This window comes from Pauljensenia sp. UMB1177 (genome assembly GCF_030217965.1).
Taxonomy (GTDB): Bacteria; Actinomycetota; Actinomycetes; order Actinomycetales; family Actinomycetaceae; genus Pauljensenia; species Pauljensenia turicensis_A.
The window spans coordinates 291,612-310,368 of sequence record NZ_JASOOV010000001.1; the positions used below are offsets into that span (position 1 = coordinate 291,612).

The 18,757-nt window shown below is 58.9% G+C and carries 17 protein-coding genes and 1 tRNA gene; 12 read left to right on the forward strand and 6 right to left on the reverse strand.

From position 1 onward, the window contains the following. Nucleotides 1-47 precede the first annotated feature (47 nt). From QP442_RS01250 to QP442_RS01260, 3 genes are all read left to right on the forward strand, one after another. Nucleotides 48-476: a phage holin family protein gene (locus QP442_RS01250; protein WP_006680715.1), complete on the forward strand. Its 429-nt coding sequence runs from the start codon at nt 48-50 to the stop codon at nt 474-476. Continuing rightward, on the forward strand, nt 473-781 hold the full coding sequence (locus tag QP442_RS01255; protein WP_006680714.1) for a DUF3618 domain-containing protein: 309 nt from the start codon (nt 473-475) through the stop codon (nt 779-781). The genes QP442_RS01250 and QP442_RS01255 overlap by 4 nt, the downstream gene beginning before the upstream one ends. A 195-nt stretch (nt 782-976) precedes the next feature. Further along, a complete protein-coding gene (locus QP442_RS01260; protein WP_006680713.1) occupies nt 977-1,243 on the forward strand; it encodes a DUF3073 domain-containing protein in 267 nt (88 codons plus the stop codon). 292 nt (nt 1,244-1,535) lie between these two features. On the opposite strand, the gene purM is transcribed toward QP442_RS01260, so the two are convergent. Continuing rightward, nucleotides 1,536-2,726 (reverse strand): phosphoribosylformylglycinamidine cyclo-ligase, encoded by a 1,191-nt coding sequence (purM, locus tag QP442_RS01265; protein WP_006680712.1) that lies wholly within the window; start codon nt 2,724-2,726, stop codon nt 1,536-1,538. A 91-nt stretch (nt 2,727-2,817) separates the two neighbouring features. Further along, the gene (gene purF / locus QP442_RS01270) at nt 2,818-4,422 is read right to left on the reverse strand and encodes an amidophosphoribosyltransferase (protein ID WP_285069588.1); all 1,605 of its coding nucleotides are present in this window, start codon (nt 4,420-4,422) and stop codon (nt 2,818-2,820) included. A gap of 251 nt (nt 4,423-4,673) precedes the next feature. Here purF and QP442_RS01275 point away from each other — a divergent pair, with 251 nt between their 5' ends. From QP442_RS01275 to QP442_RS01290, 4 genes are all read left to right on the forward strand, one after another. Beyond that, nucleotides 4,674-7,136 carry a (Fe-S)-binding protein gene (locus tag QP442_RS01275; RefSeq protein WP_285069517.1) on the forward strand — a complete coding sequence of 821 codons (2,463 nt, stop codon included), beginning with the start codon at nt 4,674-4,676 and terminating at the stop codon, nt 7,134-7,136. 216 nt (nt 7,137-7,352) lie between these two features. After that, on the forward strand, nt 7,353-8,417 hold the full coding sequence (locus tag QP442_RS01280) for an efflux RND transporter periplasmic adaptor subunit (RefSeq protein ID WP_285069518.1): 1,065 nt from the start codon (nt 7,353-7,355) through the stop codon (nt 8,415-8,417). Between the two features lies 1 nt (nt 8,418). Next, nucleotides 8,419-9,210 carry an ABC transporter ATP-binding protein gene (locus QP442_RS01285; protein ID WP_285069519.1) on the forward strand — a complete coding sequence of 264 codons (792 nt, stop codon included), beginning with the start codon at nt 8,419-8,421 and terminating at the stop codon, nt 9,208-9,210. Further along, complete coding sequence (locus QP442_RS01290; protein WP_285069520.1) at nt 9,207-10,628, forward strand: ABC transporter permease; 1,422 nt, start codon at nt 9,207-9,209, stop codon at nt 10,626-10,628. Before QP442_RS01285 ends, QP442_RS01290 begins: the two co-directional genes overlap by 4 nt. Nucleotides 10,629-10,800: 172 nt before the next feature. Here QP442_RS01290 and QP442_RS01295 read toward each other — a convergent pair whose 3' ends face one another. After that, on the reverse strand, nt 10,801-11,847 hold the full coding sequence (locus QP442_RS01295) for an A/G-specific adenine glycosylase (RefSeq protein WP_219585600.1): 1,047 nt from the start codon (nt 11,845-11,847) through the stop codon (nt 10,801-10,803). Between the two features lie 45 nt (nt 11,848-11,892). Between QP442_RS01295 and dcd the strand changes: the two genes are divergently transcribed. The 3 genes from dcd (at nt 11,893) to QP442_RS01310 (ending at nt 14,791) form a co-directional block, all read left to right on the forward strand. Beyond that, nucleotides 11,893-12,474: a dCTP deaminase gene (gene dcd, locus QP442_RS01300; protein ID WP_101628705.1), complete on the forward strand. Its 582-nt coding sequence runs from the start codon at nt 11,893-11,895 to the stop codon at nt 12,472-12,474. Between the two features lie 6 nt (nt 12,475-12,480). Next, a complete protein-coding gene (locus QP442_RS01305; protein WP_285069521.1) occupies nt 12,481-13,782 on the forward strand; it encodes a PRTRC system protein E in 1,302 nt (433 codons plus the stop codon). Nucleotides 13,783-13,888: 106 nt separating this feature from the next. After that, on the forward strand, nt 13,889-14,791 hold the full coding sequence (locus QP442_RS01310) for a hypothetical protein (RefSeq protein WP_285069522.1): 903 nt from the start codon (nt 13,889-13,891) through the stop codon (nt 14,789-14,791). A gap of 114 nt (nt 14,792-14,905) precedes the next feature. On the opposite strand, the gene QP442_RS01315 is transcribed toward QP442_RS01310, so the two are convergent. Continuing rightward, nucleotides 14,906-14,995 (reverse strand) — tRNA-Ser (locus QP442_RS01315). Between the two features lie 118 nt (nt 14,996-15,113). Beyond that, nucleotides 15,114-15,965, reverse strand: a complete 852-nt coding sequence (gene tadA, locus QP442_RS01320; protein WP_006680702.1) for a tRNA adenosine(34) deaminase TadA — start codon at nt 15,963-15,965, stop codon at nt 15,114-15,116. Nucleotides 15,966-16,256: 291 nt separating this feature from the next. Between tadA and upp the strand changes: the two genes are divergently transcribed. Together upp and QP442_RS01330 are read left to right on the forward strand one after the other, a co-directional pair. Next, nucleotides 16,257-16,895, forward strand: a complete 639-nt coding sequence (gene upp, locus QP442_RS01325; RefSeq protein WP_006680701.1) for a uracil phosphoribosyltransferase — start codon at nt 16,257-16,259, stop codon at nt 16,893-16,895. A gap of 236 nt (nt 16,896-17,131) precedes the next feature. Continuing rightward, nucleotides 17,132-17,680: a YagU family protein gene (locus QP442_RS01330; RefSeq protein WP_006680700.1), complete on the forward strand. Its 549-nt coding sequence runs from the start codon at nt 17,132-17,134 to the stop codon at nt 17,678-17,680. 199 nt (nt 17,681-17,879) lie between these two features. Here the strand turns inward: QP442_RS01330 and QP442_RS01335 are convergent, their stop codons facing one another. After that, nucleotides 17,880-18,728 carry a MetQ/NlpA family ABC transporter substrate-binding protein gene (locus QP442_RS01335; protein WP_219585598.1) on the reverse strand — a complete coding sequence of 283 codons (849 nt, stop codon included), beginning with the start codon at nt 18,726-18,728 and terminating at the stop codon, nt 17,880-17,882. Nucleotides 18,729-18,757 lie beyond the last annotated feature (29 nt).

Sequence of the window (18,757 nt, forward strand, 5' to 3'; positions counted from 1 at the left end):
GCGCGGAACCTACCGCAAGAAACGAACTCAGGAAGCGAGCGTCACCGATGACAACTCCGCTCGAACCGATCGAGGAACCCAAGGCAGCAAAAGCTCGCCCCGCATCGATGGGGGAACTGTTTGCGACCCTGTCCTCGCAGATTACGACGCTGGTCAACGGCGAAATCGAGCTGAACAAGCTCAAAGCTAAGAACTTTGTGAAGAGGATCGGCATCGGTGGCGTCCTGCTTGCGGTTGCAGCCGTTTTTGCGCTCTACCTGCTCGGATGGGTGTTCCACACCGTCGAGATCGCTATCGCAATCGCTCTTCCCGCGTGGGCCGCCTCGCTCATCACCACCGGCATTCTGCTCCTGATCGTGCTGATTTTGGCGCTTGTTGGCGCCTCGTTCTTGAAGAAGTCGCAGGCAGACAAGCCGGATCCGAAGGAACACATCACCCGTGACATCAACGCGCTGAAGAAAGGCTTGGGCAAGTGAGCGACATCAAGGAAACCAGCGAGCGCACCGAAGCTCAGATTCTCGCCGACTTGGCGACTACGCGCGCCGAAATGACGGCCACCGTCGATGAGCTCTTCGGTCGTGTTCAGCCGTCGTACATCATGGATCAGACGAAGAAAACCGCGAAGGCAAAGTTCGCCAACTTCCAGACTCAGGCTCAGATCACCGTTCAGGATGCCAAAGACGGCGAACCCGAGGCCTTGAAGAAGGTCGGTATCGCGGCAGCCGGAGCGGCCACGGTTGTCGGTCTGATCGTTCTCAACATCATTCGTAAGAAGCACTAATTTTCAGATTCTTATTCGATTATTTCGTTGAAAAACCGGCTTTTTGCCGGCACCGCCGGGGAACCAAGCGCGCCCGTGGGTATGGATGCATGTGAGCATTGCGCCCGAATAACGCTATGATGTTCCCACGACACATTTTCATTAACCAGGGCACCGCTTCGCGCGGACCCGAACAACGCGGAGGGGGTCGACGCCATGGGGCGCGGCCGTCAAAAGGCCAAGCAGACGAAAGTCGCACGCAAGCTGAAGTATTTCAGTCCTGATACCGATCTCGACGCTTTGCAGCGCGAGCTCGCTTCCTCTGAGCACTCTCATTACGACGAGTACGACTACGAGGACGCAGAGGACAAGCAGGACGAAGAAGACGACCTCTACTCCAAATACGCGGATTTTGCCGACGCCGATGATGCGGAGGAATCTCCCGAGCTCGACGAGGACTTCTGGATCAACCCGTCCAAGTGACGCACCCGTATGCGTTCCGTTGAACTCACGGTGTCACGTAGTGCCACTACGGTGCATTGCCGACGCTGACTGAAGAGGTTTGTTGATGACTAGCTCATACGCTGGTCTTCGTGTACCCATTTCACGTGTGAATAGAAGAGTGCCGAAACCCAGGGTGGGGCTTCGGCACTCTTTGTATGAGGTGATGGGAGGGTGTATGGGGTGATGCGAAGCTTTCCAATAAAGGGCTTCCGACTTTCGATGAAGCGGGACCTTCTGGCCTTCCGATCGGATCACCTTCCGACGAAGTTTCTCAAGCGATTCGGTACTGGCCGTGCAGGCGAACAGCTCCCGCGTTCACGCCCTTCGTTCCAGAGATGATGCGAGCGTCAGTCAAGCCAGATCCGTCATCAGCGTTCTTTTCGGAACGAACGGTGCCGAGAACCCATGCATCAATGCCAGTAGCCTTAGTCGCAGCCATGACAGCGTCTGCGCTTTCAGCGCCAACAACACCAACCATGCCAACGCCTAGGTTGAGCGAGTCTTCCATGCCTTCCCAGCTGACGGATCCGCCGCGGCGCACCCAGTCGAAGACCGGCGGGACAACCCAGGATCCGCGATCGACGTCCGCAATTGATCCCTTGGGGAGGACACGGGAGAGGTTTGCTCCCAGTCCACCACCGGTCACGTGGGACAGGGCGTGAATGCCGGTCAGGCCAGCACCCGCCACAGACTCCGCCGAAGAAGCGCCAGCTTCACCCAGCATTCCAACGCCGAACTGACCAATCAGATCAAGGCACAACGTGGTGTACAGGCGCGTGGGCTCTAGGAGTTCTTCACCGAGCGTGCGACCGAATTCTTCAACGTGGGCATCCAGCGCGAGCCCGGTTCGCGCGACAACGGAACGCACCAGCGAGTATCCGTTGGAGTGCAGGCCGGATGATGCCATAGCGATCAACACGTCGCCGTCAGCAACGCGTTCTGGCCCAAGCAACATGTCAGCGTCAACAACGCCGGTTGCTGCGCCAGCGATATCGTAGTCGTCGGGTTCCATGACACCGGGGTGTTCCGCGGTTTCGCCACCGATCAGCGGGGTTCCGGTTGCTTCGCAGGCGCGAGCGATGCCGGTGACGATCGCTGCGATACGTTCGGGGACAACGTGTCCGCACGCGATGTAGTCGGTCATCAGCACGGGGCGTGCGCCGATCACGACGATATCGTCAACGACCATGCCAACCAGGTCCTGGCCGATGGTGTCGTGGATGTCCATGGCCTGCGCGATAGCAATCTTCGTACCAACGCCGTCCGTGGAGGTGGCGAGCAACGGCTTCTTCATGCCAAGCAACGCCGAAGCATCAACCATGCCCGCGAATCCACCGGTTGCGCCGAGGACGGTCGCGTCGTGCGTACGTGACACGGCTTCCTTCATAAGTTCGACAGCGCGGTCTCCTGCCACGGTATCGACGCCGGCTGACGCGTAGTCGAGGGGGGTGTTCTCGCTCATCGAAGCTCCCTTGGTGAGGTGCGGTGGTGGGGTGGTCGGTTGAGGATCATGGTGCATATCCGGCATCGCGTGGTCACGAGGCCGTATCCGGTTAGCAACTGATAGCCCCTGGAGTGCCGGGGATAGGTGTGCCTGCAGGGATTGTTTCGGGGTAGTCGCCGGTGAAGCAGCCAAGACAGAGGCCGGTTCCCTGGCGAGTCGCGCGAACCATGCCCGGCATCGACAGGTATGCCAGCGAATCGGCGCCAATAGAAGCGCAAACCTCGTCAACGTTCATCGCCGAGGCGATCAGTTCCGCGCGGGTCGGGAAGTCGATACCGAAGAAACATGGCCACTGGACCGGCGGTGATGAAATTCTGACGTGTACTTCGGATGCGCCGGCCTCGCGCAACATGCGAACCAGGGCCCGCTGAGTATTTCCGCGGACGATGGAGTCGTCGATGACGATCAGCCGCTTCCCCTCGATAACCTCGCGCAACGGGTTGAGTTTCAGGCGAATACCCAACTGGCGTAGTGACTGAGTCGGTTGAATGAAGGTTCGGCCAACGTAGGCGTTCTTCACGAGGCCCTGCGCGAAGGGAATACATGACGCCTCTGCATAGCCGATGGCGGCCGGAGTGCCCGATTCAGGCGTGGGGATCACCAAATCGGCTTCGACACCTGACTCTTCGGCGAGGATCGCGCCCATCTCACGGCGCGCCGCCACAATCTGACGATCACCGATGACGGTGTCAGGGCGGGCAAGGTACACGTATTCAAAGACGCAGGTGTTGGAGCGTTTAACCGCGAAGTGGCGTGAGTGAACACCGCTTTGGTCGATTGCGATGAGCTCGCCGGGTTCAATTTCGCGGACGAACGTGGCACCGCACAGGTCAAGGGCGGAGGTTTCGGAAGCCAAGACCCAGCCGGAGTACAGGCGACCCAGTACTAGCGGTCGATATCCGTGGGGGTCGCGCGCAGCGTAGAGCGTGTTCTCGTCCATGAAGACCAGCGAGAACGCACCCTTCAAGCGTGGAAGGACCTTCAGGGCCGCCGGGATGAGAGACGAATAGCCTTCTGTTGTCCCCTGTGCCGGCACCTCGCCAGACGAGGAAGCAGAACCGGCCTCTAAGGTCGACGACTGCGCAAAGGAAGCAGAATCGCCCTGGTCCATGGAGGACGCAAGGGCGAGCGCTGGAGGAATAAACGGTACAGGTCCAGGGATACGATCTGCCAGTCCAAGAAGGGCCGTGACGATGGATGTGTCCGTGGTTGCACCATGTTCAATGTCGTCACCTTCGTCGGCGATTTTCTTCGCCAGCTCACGCAGTTCGGTCGTGTTCGTCAGGTTGCCGTTGTGGCAGAGAGCGACCGTTCCGTTTGGCGTGGGACCGAGCGTGGGCTGGGCGTTACGCCACGTATCCGCCCCCGTAGTCGCGTAGCGGACATGTCCGATGGCGACGTGGCCGGTCAGGCCTTGAAGGGTTTGTTCCGTGAACACCTGGTTCACCAAGCCTTGGTCTTTGTAGACCAGAATCTGAGAGCCGTTCGAGGTTGCGATACCGGCGGACTGCTGTCCTCGGTGTTGCAGAGCATATAGCGAGAAGTAGGTGAGTCGCGAAACGTCCTCACCGGGCGCCCACACGCCGAAAACACCACAGTGGTCGTGCGGTCGGTCGTCTTCGAAGATCTCTTGGTCGGATAGGGGCTTGTCCATGTTCACCGAGTCTGTGATCACGGCTTCACCTTCTCACAGATTGACGTGCGCGTGCCACGAGCGTCCGGGTGAGGTGAGGAACTCATCCCGTTCCTCTCCGGATCTTTCGCAACAGTGAGCTCGCGAAAAATGCGAATGAGGAGCGGAGCATATTGAGTCGAAACCGCGCGTTTGCACCCCACAACGCCATGTGCAGACAGTGGGTGCGACAATGAAAGCAGTTGATTCCTATCCGTTCGGAGATCATTTCGATGGCATCTTCTGCTCTGAGTGTTGTGTGCTGGGTGTTTTCCCTGCTGGTGACTCTGCTCGCCCTGCTGGCGTTCGGTCGCGGTATCGCACATATCTGGCGCCAGATCAACCAGGGGCAGCCTGATCCGGGGCGTCTGCGCCCGGTGGGCAAGCGCCTATGGTCGATGATTTCTACGATTTTGACTCACCGTGAGTTCAAGCATCGCCCGTGGGTGAAGGTCGCTCACTGGCTGGTGATGATCTCCTTCCCTCTGCTGTTCCTCACGCTTGTTGCCGGCTATGGGCAGTTGCGCGATCAGATGTATGCCCTGCCACTGCTGGGGCATTTTGCGCCGTGGGAGTGGCTGACAGAGGTCCTCGCCTGGGGTGGTCTGCTGGGCATCATCTACCTGATGATCGTGCGCAAGCGCGCTGGCCACGGCAGTGTCGCTGAGGCAGCCGTGTCGAATGATGATCAGGCTTCCCTGACGGGTGACGACGCGCCACTGTCCTGCCCGCACCCGCGCGACGGTTCACCGCAAGGGTTGGCGTCGCGTTTCCTCGGGTCGACGAAATGGCAGGCGCTGTTCGTCGAGTGGGTCGTTCTGATTGTGTGCGTGTGCATCATCGGTTTACGAGGCCTCGAATACGGCCTGATGTTCGAACAAAAAGTGGGTCAGGAATGGCCGTTGCCTCTGATTGTTCACTTCCCGCTAACCGGGTGGATCGGCGCGCTTGCTTTGAAGGCTGGGCTTGGCTCAACCGGTCTTGCAAACGCGATCGCCGTAGTTGCGACCGTCAAGATCATGACGTCGATGCTCTGGATGATGGTGGTCGGCGTGCAGACGTCGATGGGCGTTGCATGGCACCGTTTCGTTGCGATCGTCAACCTGTATGCGCGTCGCAACGATGACGGCACAAAGTCGCTTGGTCCCGCCGATCACATGCTGATCAACGGCGTGCCGGTGACCAGCGAAGAACAGTTCGAAGACCTTCCCGAGAACACCGTTCTGGGTACGGGCAGTGCCACCGACCTGTCGTGGAAGGCACGCCTTGACCTGTATGCCTGCACGGAATGTGGTCGTTGCCAGGAACTCTGCCCCGCGTGGAATACGGGCAAGCCCCTCTCCCCCAAGCTTTTGATCATGTCGATGCGCGACCACATGGAGTCAGCGTCAAATAAAGAGATCGTCTCTCAGGAACTTGTTGACGGTAACGTCCCCGGTGACCGCACTGTTGCCGACGTGATTGAGCACGGCGATCTGATGCTGGATAAGGGCGTTGAGCCTTCCCCGCATTCCTTCGATGTCCTGCAGATGCTTTCCGCGTCCGGGGCAACTGGTCCTGAGGGTGTCACTGACGTCGCCGGACCACTGGTTCCCGGCGTTGTCAGCGAGGAAGTCCTCTGGGATTGCACGATGTGTGGCGCCTGCGTCGAACAATGCCCCGTCGACATTGAGCACATCGACCACATTCTTGACCTGCGTCGCCACCAAGTGCTGATGGAAGCCGCATTCCCACGCGAACTGGGACGCGCATTCCGTGGCATGGAATCAAAGGCCAACCCTTACAACCAGCCGGCACGAAAGCGTTTGGATTGGGCGAAGAACCTGGAGTTCGACGTGCCCGTGATCGGCGAAGATATCGAGACCGCTGAAGAGGTCGACTACCTGTTCTGGGTGGGGTGCGCGGGCGCTTTCGACGATAAGGCAAAACAGACCAGCGCTGCCGTGGCAGAGCTATTGCACACTGCCGGCGTTTCCTTCGCTGTCCTCGGTTCGAGTGAGTCGTGCACGGGTGATGCTGCGCGCCGTGCCGGCAATGAGGTTCTCTTCCAGATGCTCGCCGCGCAGGCGATTGAGACTCTGAATGAGGCGAAGGCTCAGAAGATCGTTGTCTCGTGCGCTCACTGCTTCAACACGATTGCTGGCGAGTACCCCGAGCTCGGTGGTCACTTCGACGTCATTCACCACACCCAGTTGCTGAACCGCCTAGTGCGCGACGGTCTGCTGAAGCCGGTTGCTCCAGGCTCTCCGTCTGATACCAACCAGGCGGGTCGTCCCCTGCACGTCACCTATCACGATGCCTGCTACCTGGGTCGCCATAACCGCGTTTACGAGCCACCGCGCGAACTGGTCGCTTCCATTCCAGGGGTTGAGGTTGTTGAGATGCCTCGTAACCGCGACCGCGCCATGTGCTGCGGTGCCGGTGGCGCGCACGCCTGGTTCGAAGAATCACGAGGTACCCGCATTGGTGATGCTCGCATTGTCGAGGCAGCATCAACAGGCGCGGACGTGGTCGCCACTGCGTGCCCGTTCTGTTCGCAGATGCTGGGGTCTGCGTCCGGTTCCTCGGCGGGCTTCATGTCCGGCTCTGGCCAGGGCGCACCTGCTGACGGCGCCACGTTGACGGAAGCCACTTCCCTGCCCGAGGTGAAAGACGTGGCGGTCATGCTGCTCGAAGCCGTGAAGCGCGGTCAGTAGGGTCGTTATTCTCTTCCGTTCTGCCGAACCACGACTGTGTGTGACTAGCCTTTCTTTTGGCCCAAACTCGCAGTTTCTCGGCAGGCTCAAACCAGAATTCACGCACCCTGACTACCCCTGAGTCACCCCTGATTTGTCAGTGTCCTCATTCCCCCGCGACACGGGGCACTGATACCGTTGGGAACCATCAACGTTGATGAGCGTCTAGGAGTATTCGTGTCCTCTTCCACGTCCCCGCGTTTTCAAAAGATCATCGCCCTGATCAAGACAGGTGTATGGATCATCATCGCGATCAGCCTCGTGAAATTCGCATTCTTTCCTTCCACTGAGGCAAACCAAAGCGACCAACCCCTTGATCCGAGCGCGAATTACGGACAGATGACGGTCACCCCGACGAAAGCGGACATCACGAACACCGTCTCGGTCAACGGCAACATCGAAAACGATCCCTCCACCGTTGTTAAAGCAACCGGGGCTGGCACCGTCAACTACATCGCCGTAGCTGACGGCACATACGTCGAAGCAGGAGCCATGATCCTGCAGGTGCGCAAAGACGTCAACGAAAGCGCCCCGACGGCCGACCCCGACGCCGATGAGGACACGGAACAACCAGCTCAGAGGAGGACGACCTACACGGACATCACTGCCCCCGCCAGTGGCACCCTGCATCTCAGCGCGCTACTCGGCCAGGAGTTCAACATCGGCGACCAGCTGGGGACCATCGCCCCCTCCACCTATTCCGCCGTGGCAACTCTGAACGCCGACCAACTGTACCGCATTCAAGAAACACCTTCTGAAGCAACCGTGACCATCACTAATGGGCCCGCACCTTTCACCTGCTCTGGACTCAAGATCGTCACGCCTGACACGACGCAGAAGAACACGAATCAGCAGGGAGAGAACCAGCAGAGCACCGGTATCCAAGCACGTTGCGCAATCCCAGCAGATCAGAAGGTCTTCCCCGGCCTCGGCTTGAAAATGGACATTGTCGCGGGCTCCGCAACCGATGTCCTCACGCTCCCCATCAGCGCTGTTGAAGGCCGTTTCCAAAGCGGATTCGTTTACCTCCCCGCCAGTGATGGAGCCGACAAACCCGAAAAGAAGCCTGTCACCTTGGGTCTGACTAACGGTGAAATCGTTGAGATCAAGGAAGGTCTGACGGAATCCGACTCGGTGCTCGAATTCATTCCCACCTCCAGCTCAGAGAAAACACAGGGCAGTGAATCCGGTGTAGATGGAGCCACTCCCCTGACGGTCACCATTGAAAACTCGGCGGGCTGACATGAGCCTGATCGAACTCGCCCAGGTCACCCGGACGGTTCAACTACCCGACGGGTCCGACCTGAGAATCCTGCGTGGCGTCGACCTGAACGTCGATCCCGGCGACCACATTTCCATCGTGGGTCGCTCCGGCACCGGCAAATCGACGATGCTCAACATCATTGGTCTGCTGGATCTGCCGACTGACGGAACGTACACGATCAACGACATTGACGTGACGCATCTCAGCGAAGGGAAGCGCTCTGCCCTGCGCGGTTCAACCTTCGGCTTCGTGTTCCAGCAGTTCAACATTTTCAACGCGCGCACGGCACTTGAAAACGTTGAAGTCCCATTGCTCTACGCAACTGGACAAGCATTTTGGAGGCGTCGCACGCTTGCCGCTTCCATGCTCGACCGCGTGGGGCTCGGCGATCGCCTCGACTCCTACCCCACCCAAATGTCCGGTGGTGAACAGCAGCGCATCGCCATCGCACGTGCCCTTGTCCACCAGCCAAGAGTCATCCTCGCCGACGAGCCCACCGGCGCACTCGACCCCGAAACTGGCACGCTGGTCATGGAACTCCTTGAAAGCGTCGCCAGAGAAAACAACGCCGCACTCATCGTCATCACCCACGACTTCGCGGTCGCCTCGCGCGCAAAGAGAATCTTCCAGCTCGCCGACGGTACCCTGCACTCAATCGACTCCCACGATCTTTCCGCCACCCGTCCTTCAATCGACGAGGCCGACCCCACCCAACTGGTCACCTTCCCCGCAACCGGTGGTCGGAACGAAGAGGAGGAGACTCAGGAATGAACGCCCTCAACCAGATTATCGGTGCCCTCGTAGAAGCGTGGGGCGAAGTCAAAGTACAAAAAGCCCGAGTCATCCTCTCCCTCGTCGGCGTCGTCGCGGCCGTCGCAGCCATGTCCTCAGTCATAGCCTTTGGCGACATGCTGGTTCAGGCCAATAAAGAAATGGAGGAAGCCTATTCAGGCCGATCCATTACGCTGCACATCAGCGCGTCAAAAACCAGTTCAGACACCGGTGAAACAGGCGCGGCCTCGTCGACCGAAAACGGAACTGGCACCACAACAAACGCCGAAGGAACGCCGACTACCAACAGCGACTCAGCACCCCAAGGCACAACGAGCAGCGACGGAAGCAACGCACTCACCGGCGTCATTCACGACCCCATGGGTGACGCCATGACAACCGTCGCTCAACGCCTGCAAATCCCCTACTGGTCCAGGCTCGAAACAGGGAACATCACCTTTACTGAGATAGAACAGATCTCAAAAACCGGTTCATACCGAGGAGTCCCCACGACGCAGGACCTCACAACGATGGAAATATCCACATCCGTGAAAGCCGTCGACCCCACGTACTCCACGCTATTCCGATTGACCCCAACCGTCGGCAGGTGGATTGATGCGGGCGACGCCAACCAGCGAGTCGTCCCCATCGTCATCAACTCCACGCTCTGGAAATACCTAGCTAACGCGAATATTGCAGACCCGATCGTCCTGCACGCCAACGATGCGTCCGCCACCCAATACCGCGTCGTCGGAGTCATCAAATCCATCTCACAATGGGACAGTCCAACCGCTTACATCGACTACACCGCCTGGCAGTTCAGCAAATCGCAGTCGGCCGCGCTCAGCGGACAATCCCCCGCATCAAACGGTGTTGAAATGCTGGTCTGGACCGGAGCTGACCAGGCAGAACAAGCACGAGACCTGCTCCCCAAAGCACTCGCATCCGTACTCGGCAAAGGCTGGGAAGGCAACGTCTACGGCGGTGAAGGCTACGACGGCGGACAATCCAGCATGAATACGATCCGCACCGTCATCATGGTCATCGGTGGCATCGTCATCCTGCTGGGCGCACTCGGGCTACTGAACGTCGCGATCGTCACCGTGCGCCAACGCATCCGAGAAATCGGCATCCGGCGAGCTATGGGAGCATCCGCTAAACGAGTCTTCTTCGCGGTCTTCATGGAGTCAGTTGTCGCCACTTTCGTCGCCGGCGTCATCGGTGTCGGAATTGCCATCATCGTGATCCGACTACTGCCGCTTGACACGTTGGACATCTACCTGCAGGAACGCCCACGATTCCCGATGAGCGCAGCCATCGACGGCATTGCCATCTCCACGGGAATCGGCGCTCTCTGCGGAATTATCCCTGCATTCGCTGCCGTCAGAGTCAAACCAATCGACGCGATCCGGTACTGACAACTTGCCTGGCTAACCTCCGAGCAGTCGCTACCACTGTGCAGGTAGTCCCCAGAAGCTCAGACAATTGCTTTTAGTCCGGCCCACCAACTCTGTCGGCGAGCCGTCAGCAGCAAGCAAAACTCACCCTCGGGGACAACCTGTCTCCGTGGCAGTATGCAAGCGAGGACAATCAGCGCGGAAGAGCCAGGCGATCCTCGCCGACGCGCACCAGCAGGCCATCAGCAAGCAAGCCTTCGATCACACGGGGAGCCTGGTCAGGGTCACCACCCGGCAAGGTCGCCACTTCTAACGCCGCAGAGTACGAAACTGTCGGAGCGGCCTCGTCAATTGGAAAAGGGACATTGCCGGTAGCTGACAGATCACCGGAAGCAACGGGAGAATCGGAACTGGCGGAATCACCGGAAACGTGCAGGTCGCGCAACAGTTGCACCACTCGCCCGCGCGCCTGCCGGTCCGTGCCCGCCCAGGCCTGAGACTTTCTCTTGACCTCGACCATTGGACGCCCGGCAACGAACCATGCGCACTCACTGACAAGCGGACACGTATCACACCCAGGATTCTTCGATGTGCACGCAATCGCCCCGAACTCCATCAGCGCAAGGTTCCACGTCGCACACTCAACGCCCGACGACGGTAGCAGGGAATCGGCGAGGTCCCTCTCGACGCGAGTCGGGGACGAAGATGCAGGTCGCTCGATTCCGCTGAAAATCCGCGCAATCACGCGTCGAATATTCGTATCGAGCACCGCGCGACGCTCATGAAACTGGAACGACATCAACGCAGATGCCGTGTACGGGCCGATGCCCGGCAAGCTACACAACGACTCAAAGTCTGCGGGAACCTGGCCACCTGGACGCTCACTAATGGCGATCGCGCACTCGCGAAGGCGCAGTGCGCGCGACGGATAGCCGAGCCTCCCCCACTCGACCAGAACCCGCGACGCAGGAGCAACCGCGAGCGCAGCGGGCGTCGGCCACAGCTGCATCCACCGGCTCCAAATCGGTTGGACACGAGGCATGGGTGTTTGCTGGCTCATCACTTCGCCAACCAGAGTTCCCCACGGCGTCACGTCCTCGGAGCGCATAGGGAGTTCGCGCTTGTTTTCCTTCATCCAATTCACGAGACCGGTGAGCACCTCGTTGCGTTTGGCCTGCCGAGTAGCCGAGCTTGCGGGCGCAGTTTCGCCACGAACAGCGCCAGAAGAGGAAGAGGACATGACCATCAGCCTAAACGGTCGCCGTGAATGTGAAACAATTGAGCCATGCTATTGAGCGATCGCGATATTAATGCCGGCCTTGATTCTGGGCGTATTCAGCTGGACCCGCTTGATCGGGATCTGATTCAGCCAGCAAGTATTGACGTGCGTTTGGATAGGTTGTTCCGTCTTTTCGACAACCACCGTTACGCCGTGATTGATCCGTCCGCTGATCAGACGGATCTGACGCATCAGGTTGATGTGGGACCGGATCGACCGTTCGTTCTGCACCCGGGCGAGTTCGTACTGGGCGCAACCTACGAGCTGGTCACTTTGGGTGATGACATTGCAGCGCGTCTTGAAGGTAAGTCGTCGCTTGGTCGCTTGGGTCTGCTGACGCACTCGACCGCTGGCTTCATTGACCCCGGGTTTTCCGGCCACGTCACGCTGGAGCTTTCGAACACGGCGACCATGCCGATCCTGCTCTACCCGGGCATGAAGATCGGCCAGCTGTGTTTCTTCGATCTGTCATCTCCGGCGGAGCACCCCTACGGTTCGTCCGGTTTGGGTTCGCACTACCAGGGGCAGCGTGGCCCGACTCCGTCGCGCACGCACCTGCGTTTCAACCGCACTCGGATCGAGCGTTGAACGAACGTGTCAGACGAGGTTTCGGATAACAACGAGGGCACTGGGACGAATAGTGTTCCCGGTGCGCTGGCGCGTCGCTCTTTGCGCGATCGCATGGCAGACGCGTCTTCGCGTTCACGCTCCTCGTTGACCGAAGATTATGTTGGTGATTCAACGTCGCTCACCTCAACGTCGTTGAATGCCATCACCTCTCTGTCCGAGTTTTCGCAGACCTTCTCCGTTGGCACCGAAGGCGTTTCGCAGACGTCGCAGATTGCTCCTATTTCGGCAACAATTTCGACTTCCGCTCCCGCGCGTTCAATCGACGAGGCCGCAGCCTCTGAACACCATCTGCTGTTATTGGCGGATGAAGTAGATCCCTTAGAAATTGAGGCACTCGCCCTGTCAATTTGGGATGAAGCTCGCTGGGAAGGAGCCGGTCAGCTACACCTTGTTGGCGAGGCACGACTGGTGGGACCATGGAGCATTGACGCAACTCTACGTAAGACGCTCAAGACCCCCGCTTCACTCACAAACGTGTGGGTATTGGAATGCCCAAAGTCGCGCAGAAATCCCGTGGATCCTCAGCTTGCCGTCCTCGACGAGTGGGCAAGCGTTTTCCCTGATGGAGTTCCCGTCGGCCTAGAGTACCGGATCTTGACCGCACTGAAGCGGATGGCTCGACGCCTGGGTGGCGCTGTTCGCGTCGCCGATTCGGGGAAGATGATCGCCCCGGATCCTGATTCAGCGGTTTCGTTGACCGTATACACTCCACGCTGGCTGGATCCTGAGGACCTATTGAACCTGCTAAAGCCTCATTTCCCACAGCTCACAGATTCACGTCAGATTGCCACTCCCGCATCGCAGTCCGCGCAACAGGTGGTTCAAAAAAATGCTGCGATCGCTGCGGAACCTGGAACGATCCGCACAGATATCGCGACAAAGATCGCGAAAGCACGCGAACTGGCCGAAAGGGCAGCGAAAGAAGTAGGCGCCACCCCCGAAGTTGTTGCCGGGTACGCGCTTGTCACCCCGATCGCAAACCGGTCGGATCTCATGATCGAAGTAGAACCGGTTCCTCGTCCTCCCCAGGTTCTGCGTTGGGAATCGTGGACAACGGGCGTCATCATCGAATATCACCTGAAGTGGTTGCCGGCAGGAATGCTCGAGACACCGACTGGAGTGTCACGAGCAGCGCGTTTGGAGCGCATGCGCTCATCGCGTGACATTGAGAAGGTCGCAGAAATCATCGTCACCGCCGTCGGCGGATCCGTGATTGACGAAGACGGTTTCCTCGTCGGTCTTGTCGACGATACCGCAATCGAATAACAGCCCTACTCGGCCAGCTTGCGCCGTTTGTTCGCCTACAGCGCACACGAGGTCTTGCTCAGCCGAGATTCAGGAAACATTCAGACGAGTGCGATGGAATAGACCCATGAGCACCACCGGTAGCCCCGAACCTCGCGAAGTCGAACTCATCTTCGAGAACCCCACCCCCACTGGGCGCCCCTCCGCAGGATCAGCATCTTCGGCCTCCAACTCCACGCCGGATTCGCAGGGCCGCGTTCACTTCACCCAGCGTTCAACGCCGGGAGCCAACGAGCAGACCGCACCCCAGCCGACGACCACCCAAGCGGGCACGGCCTCGTACACCTCAGGAAACGCTGGTCAAGAATACTCTGGCGACTCAATCCCCACCGCACGCCTGAGCGAAACACAACTGCCCAGCCTGCAGGTTCTGGGGATCACTCTCCTCGTCGCACTCATCCTGAACATGATGCTGGCGTTCACTTCCTTGATCCCAGGAATCGCAGGAATTACAGCACCGTTGAACACGATGCTGACAACCAGGTCAGCACTCATTGCGACGGGACTTGTTTCAACGCTCGTCGCCATCGCAATCACATATGCCACCTGGAGTTACCTGCGTAAACGCGCAGAAAACGGGCGAGCAACCGCATTCGTGTTCATCACTTGGCTCTCATGGTTGCTCAGCGGAATCTTCGCTTCCGCATCCACCGGCTCCATCCCCTTCGTCGTCTCAGCGGTCGCATTCTGCGTCTCATTCACGACAACGGTGCACCACATGAACAACAGCACGACACGAGGTATCACCCGCTGGTGGGAATGGGTCGCCAGCGCCGTCAGCCTGATCGTGATCATCACTGCGGTCTTGACCGGCATTGCGACGCTCGCATCCGCGATCATCACGTCGATTATTTCGACGGCTGTCACCCTCACGTCAATCCGCGCATGGAACGCTTTCATTGCACCCATCATCGACACGCGCGAACACGTCCGCTCCGTGATGAATGCGGTACGAGGCGCCGGCTTCTGAGTCATTGCCGAATACGCCACAAGGTGCAGGCTTCTCAGTCACTGCCGAATACCCCACGAGGCACCGACGCTCGGCATAAAAATGTGTCCCGCAGTCGTTGACTGCGGGACACTCTGGCGGTAGCGCAGGGATTTGAACCCTGGGTGGCTGTTACACCACACAGCATTTCGAGTGCTGCACCTTCGGCCGCTCGGACACGCTACCAATGCGCATAAGTATAAACAGAAGTCGCCGGCAAACTCCACACGAGGTCCGCCCATGCGATACGTTCCACACGTTGTCCCCGCGTCGTTACGCAGGCATTCTGCCAACCGCGCACCGATCAGTGCTTCGCCCGCTTATACGCGTGACTACGCAACGGAATACCCGCCACTATGCGCACATCTGCCGGGGTGCCCGCATGTTTTGCGCGAGTGGGCGCAGATACAAAGGGCGTCATTTCCCCAGCTGGCACCGCATCCGCCTTCGAAGCAACGAGGCCCAAATTTTCGGGTTTCGCCCGATTAGACACTGGTTGCGAAGCTCGCTCCATCTGCGGAAGCAACGTCGTAGCAGACTCTTGTGTAGGCTCTTCAGACTTCTTCGCTTCCCTGTCACTGTCTGAAACGGAGTCCGAAGACTCGAGCGAACCCGGGTGATTCCACGACGCAATTGCCTCTAAGGGAGGGACAGCAACTGGCTCATTTGCTAGAGCACCGCGTCCCGTCGGCTCAGCCGTAGTTTCGCGCTTGTCTTGGAAGAACGCCTTCAGCTGGATCGTGGCTTCGACCCCTAAAACACCCGGAATGACCTCAAGGCTGTGATTCATTCGAGAATCACGCAACACATCACGCAACGAACCCGCCGCGCCAGCCTTCGGATCCCACGCGCCAAACACCACGCGATCAACGCGTGACGCCAACGCCGCCCCCGCGCACATCGTGCACGGCTCAAGCGTGACAACCAGCGTGCAGCCCACAAGATTCCAACGCTTCAAGGTCTGGCCAGCCTCGCGAAGCGCATTGATCTCTGCGTGACCGCACGGATCATGCGCGGCCTCGCGAGTATTCCAGCCCTTACCAACAATCCGCCCCAGCGAATCAATGACAACGGCACCAACCGGCACATCGCCCGATTCACGGGCCTGGTTGGCGTAGAACAAAGCGCGACTCATCGCGTCACGATAACGATCCATTGGTGTCACGCCTACAGCCTACCGGCAGGCATATACAAATTGAATCGCACTATCCAACCATGCAGGAAACTCTCAGGAAAAACGGCTTTTTCACGCGCCTTTCACTCAATAATCCACCTATCTCTCCACCTGAGACATCGCCCCAATAGTGTCCGACACAATCAAGGAATCACCCTCACATTACGGATCCGGGCCTCGTCCCCCATCAAACACCAATGGCACCGAGGCGGAATAATCACGAAAACGCCGGTGCGCTACCCACTGCCCGCCCGCGCGCGGTAGCCTTGAACTATGCATCTTCATGTCGCGGACCACCCGCTTGTTAGCCATAAGCTCACCGTTCTGCGCGACCGCGAAACGCCGTCCGCAACCTTCCGCCAGCTCGTCGACGAGCTCGTCACACTGCTCGCCTACGAGGCCACGCGCAACGTCGCCGTTTCCGAAACCGCGATCAACACGCCCGTCGCCCCGACCGTTGGCCTGCAGATCTCCGAACCGCGCCCGATTGTCGTCCCCGTCCTGCGCGCAGGCCTGGGCATGCTCGAAGGCATGACCCGCCTGGTCCCGACCGCAGAGGTCGGCTTCCTCGGCATGCGTCGCGACGACGACACCCTCGAAATCGAAACTTACACCAACCGCTTGCCCGACGATCTGTCCGGTCGCCAGTGCTTCATCCTCGACCCGATGCTCGCCACCGGTCACACCATGGTCGCAGCAACAAACTACCTGTTTGAACATGGTGCCAAGGATGTCACCTGCATCTGCATTCTCGCAGCCCCGGAAGGCATCGCCGAACTTGAAAAGACAGTGGGTGACCGCGCAGACGTCAAGGTTGTTGTCGCAGCTGTTGACGACCACCTCAACGAGAAGTCCTACATCGTCCCGGGTCTCGGTGATGCTGGCGACCGTCTCTACGGCATCGCTGACTGACATTGTTGCATGCACGTTCACTGACATGGTGAACGCCGTGCATATCTGAAGTAGGGAGCTATTCCAATCGGGGTGGCTCCCTACTTTTGTTTCTTCGTCTCTCTGGCTCCAGCACATCAGCAACGAGGACGAATTCCCCTGGTTGTTCACTCAGCGCCAGAGATTGACATGTGATGTGAGGCGTTTAATCGCTTACATAATGTCACGCTGTCAACGGATTGACATATGCTGACAGCATGAATATCACACAGACTAATCCGAAGCGTCGCAAGTACGGCGTTGCAGCACTCGTTGGCCTCATTGGTGGCATCATCTCCGCCATCATCAAATTCGGTTGGGAGGTACCACTTCCCCCGCGTACGCCGGAACGCAACGCCACCAACCCGCCGCAGTCCCTGCTTGAATTGTTCGGCATGAACCCCGACCTCACGCACGCCACCTACACCTTCAACGGCAATGAAGGCCTGCCGTGGATGTCCTTCATCATCCACTTCTCCTTCTCGATCGTCGTCGCCATCGTTTACTGCGTGCTCGCTGAGCGCTTCCCGCAGGTCAAGCTCTGGCAGGGTGCCGTCTTCGGCATCCTCGTGTGGATCGGCTTCCACGTCATCCTCATGCCACTCATGGGCATCGTCCCGGCACCGTGGGATCAGCCGTGGCAGGAGCACTTCTCCGAGATCTTCGGCCACATCGTCTGGATGTGGGTCATTGAAGTCTTCCGTCGCGACCTGCGCAACCGCTTCACCAAGGAACCGGACGCCGAGTTCGCGCTGGAAACTCACTGATCGCACTGATTACGCTGACCGCGACTTGAACAAGCATTCACGCAGACAAGCGAGGCTAGCTTCAGTAGCGACCAACACTTGAGCTGAGGGCCACCCCGACTTTCGGGGTGGCCCTCTCTTAAAGTAAGTTGGCTGGTCAGCTGCCAAGCTCGCCAATCAACACCGGCAGCCGGTCAGCAGAGCTGGTCAGCAGTACCGATCAGAACGCGGGGATGACGGAGCCGTCGGCCCAAGTCTGTTCAATGTAGGACTTGACCCCATCGGAGTGGAGCAACTCTTCGAGCTTCGCGATCGCTTCGGCCTTGTTAGTGTCACTCTTCCAAACGAGGACGTTCACTGCCGGGTTGTTCTTGGGGGACTCGACGACCAGGGCGTCGTTAGCCTGCGACAGGCCACCTTCCTGGGCGTAGTTGCCGTTGATAACGGCGATGTCAACGTCCTGCAGGGAGCGAACCAGCTGGGCGCCTTGAACCTCCTGGAAGGTGAAGTCGCCGAGGATCTTCACGTTGTTCACGTTGGCTTCAGAACCGTCGGTCGGCAGTTCGACGAGGCCCCGCTGGGAGAGCAACGTCAGCGCACGAGACTGGTTGGTGACGTCATCGATGATGCCGATCTTTGCGCCTGCCGGAAGTTCATCCAGCGACTTGATCTTCGACGAGTAGATTGCGAGAGGCTCAAGGTGAATACCTTCACCGGCGGTGAAGTCGTAGCCGTTTTCTTTTTCAGCGATCTCCAGGTAGGGGACGGTCTGGTAGAAGTTCGCGTCGAGCTCGCCGTCATTCAGGGCGGAGTTCGGCAGGACGTAGTCGGTGTACTCGACGATGTCGAGGTTCAGGCCCGCGTCAGCTGCCAGGTTGTCCTGGATGTACTGCAGGATCTTTGCGTGCGGGGCCGGGGTGGCACCAACCTTCAGGGTGACGGTGTCGCCAGAACCGGACGCTTCAGAGCCGGAAGCGGACGAATCGGAACCGGTGGAGCCACAAGCTGCGAGGCCAAGGGCAAGGACGGTTGCTACACCAGTAGCGGCAAGATTACGGATGGAACGCATGAGAATTCCTCTTTCTGTGTTGTTACCCA

Excerpts from the sequence above, each read along its gene's own strand:
- QP442_RS01250 (WP_006680715.1), top strand. The coding sequence starts at position 48 with ATGACAACTCCGCTCGAACCGATCGAGGAACCCAAGGCAGCAAAAGCT.
- QP442_RS01260 (WP_006680713.1), top strand. The coding sequence starts at position 977 with ATGGGGCGCGGCCGTCAAAAGGCCAAGCAGACGAAAGTCGCACGCAAG.
- purM (WP_006680712.1), bottom strand. The coding sequence starts at position 2,726 with ATGAGCGAGAACACCCCCCTCGACTACGCGTCAGCCGGCGTCGATACC.
- purF (WP_285069588.1), bottom strand. The coding sequence starts at position 4,422 with ATGGACAAGCCCCTATCCGACCAAGAGATCTTCGAAGACGACCGACCG.
- QP442_RS01275 (WP_285069517.1), top strand. The coding sequence starts at position 4,674 with ATGGCATCTTCTGCTCTGAGTGTTGTGTGCTGGGTGTTTTCCCTGCTG.
- QP442_RS01285 (WP_285069519.1), top strand. The coding sequence starts at position 8,419 with ATGAGCCTGATCGAACTCGCCCAGGTCACCCGGACGGTTCAACTACCC.
- QP442_RS01290 (WP_285069520.1), top strand. The coding sequence starts at position 9,207 with ATGAACGCCCTCAACCAGATTATCGGTGCCCTCGTAGAAGCGTGGGGC.
- QP442_RS01295 (WP_219585600.1), bottom strand. The coding sequence starts at position 11,847 with ATGTCCTCTTCCTCTTCTGGCGCTGTTCGTGGCGAAACTGCGCCCGCA.
- dcd (WP_101628705.1), top strand. The coding sequence starts at position 11,893 with ATGCTATTGAGCGATCGCGATATTAATGCCGGCCTTGATTCTGGGCGT.
- QP442_RS01310 (WP_285069522.1), top strand. The coding sequence starts at position 13,889 with ATGAGCACCACCGGTAGCCCCGAACCTCGCGAAGTCGAACTCATCTTC.
- tadA (WP_006680702.1), bottom strand. The coding sequence starts at position 15,965 with ATGGATCGTTATCGTGACGCGATGAGTCGCGCTTTGTTCTACGCCAAC.
- upp (WP_006680701.1), top strand. The coding sequence starts at position 16,257 with ATGCATCTTCATGTCGCGGACCACCCGCTTGTTAGCCATAAGCTCACC.
- QP442_RS01330 (WP_006680700.1), top strand. The coding sequence starts at position 17,132 with ATGAATATCACACAGACTAATCCGAAGCGTCGCAAGTACGGCGTTGCA.
- QP442_RS01335 (WP_219585598.1), bottom strand. The coding sequence starts at position 18,728 with ATGCGTTCCATCCGTAATCTTGCCGCTACTGGTGTAGCAACCGTCCTT.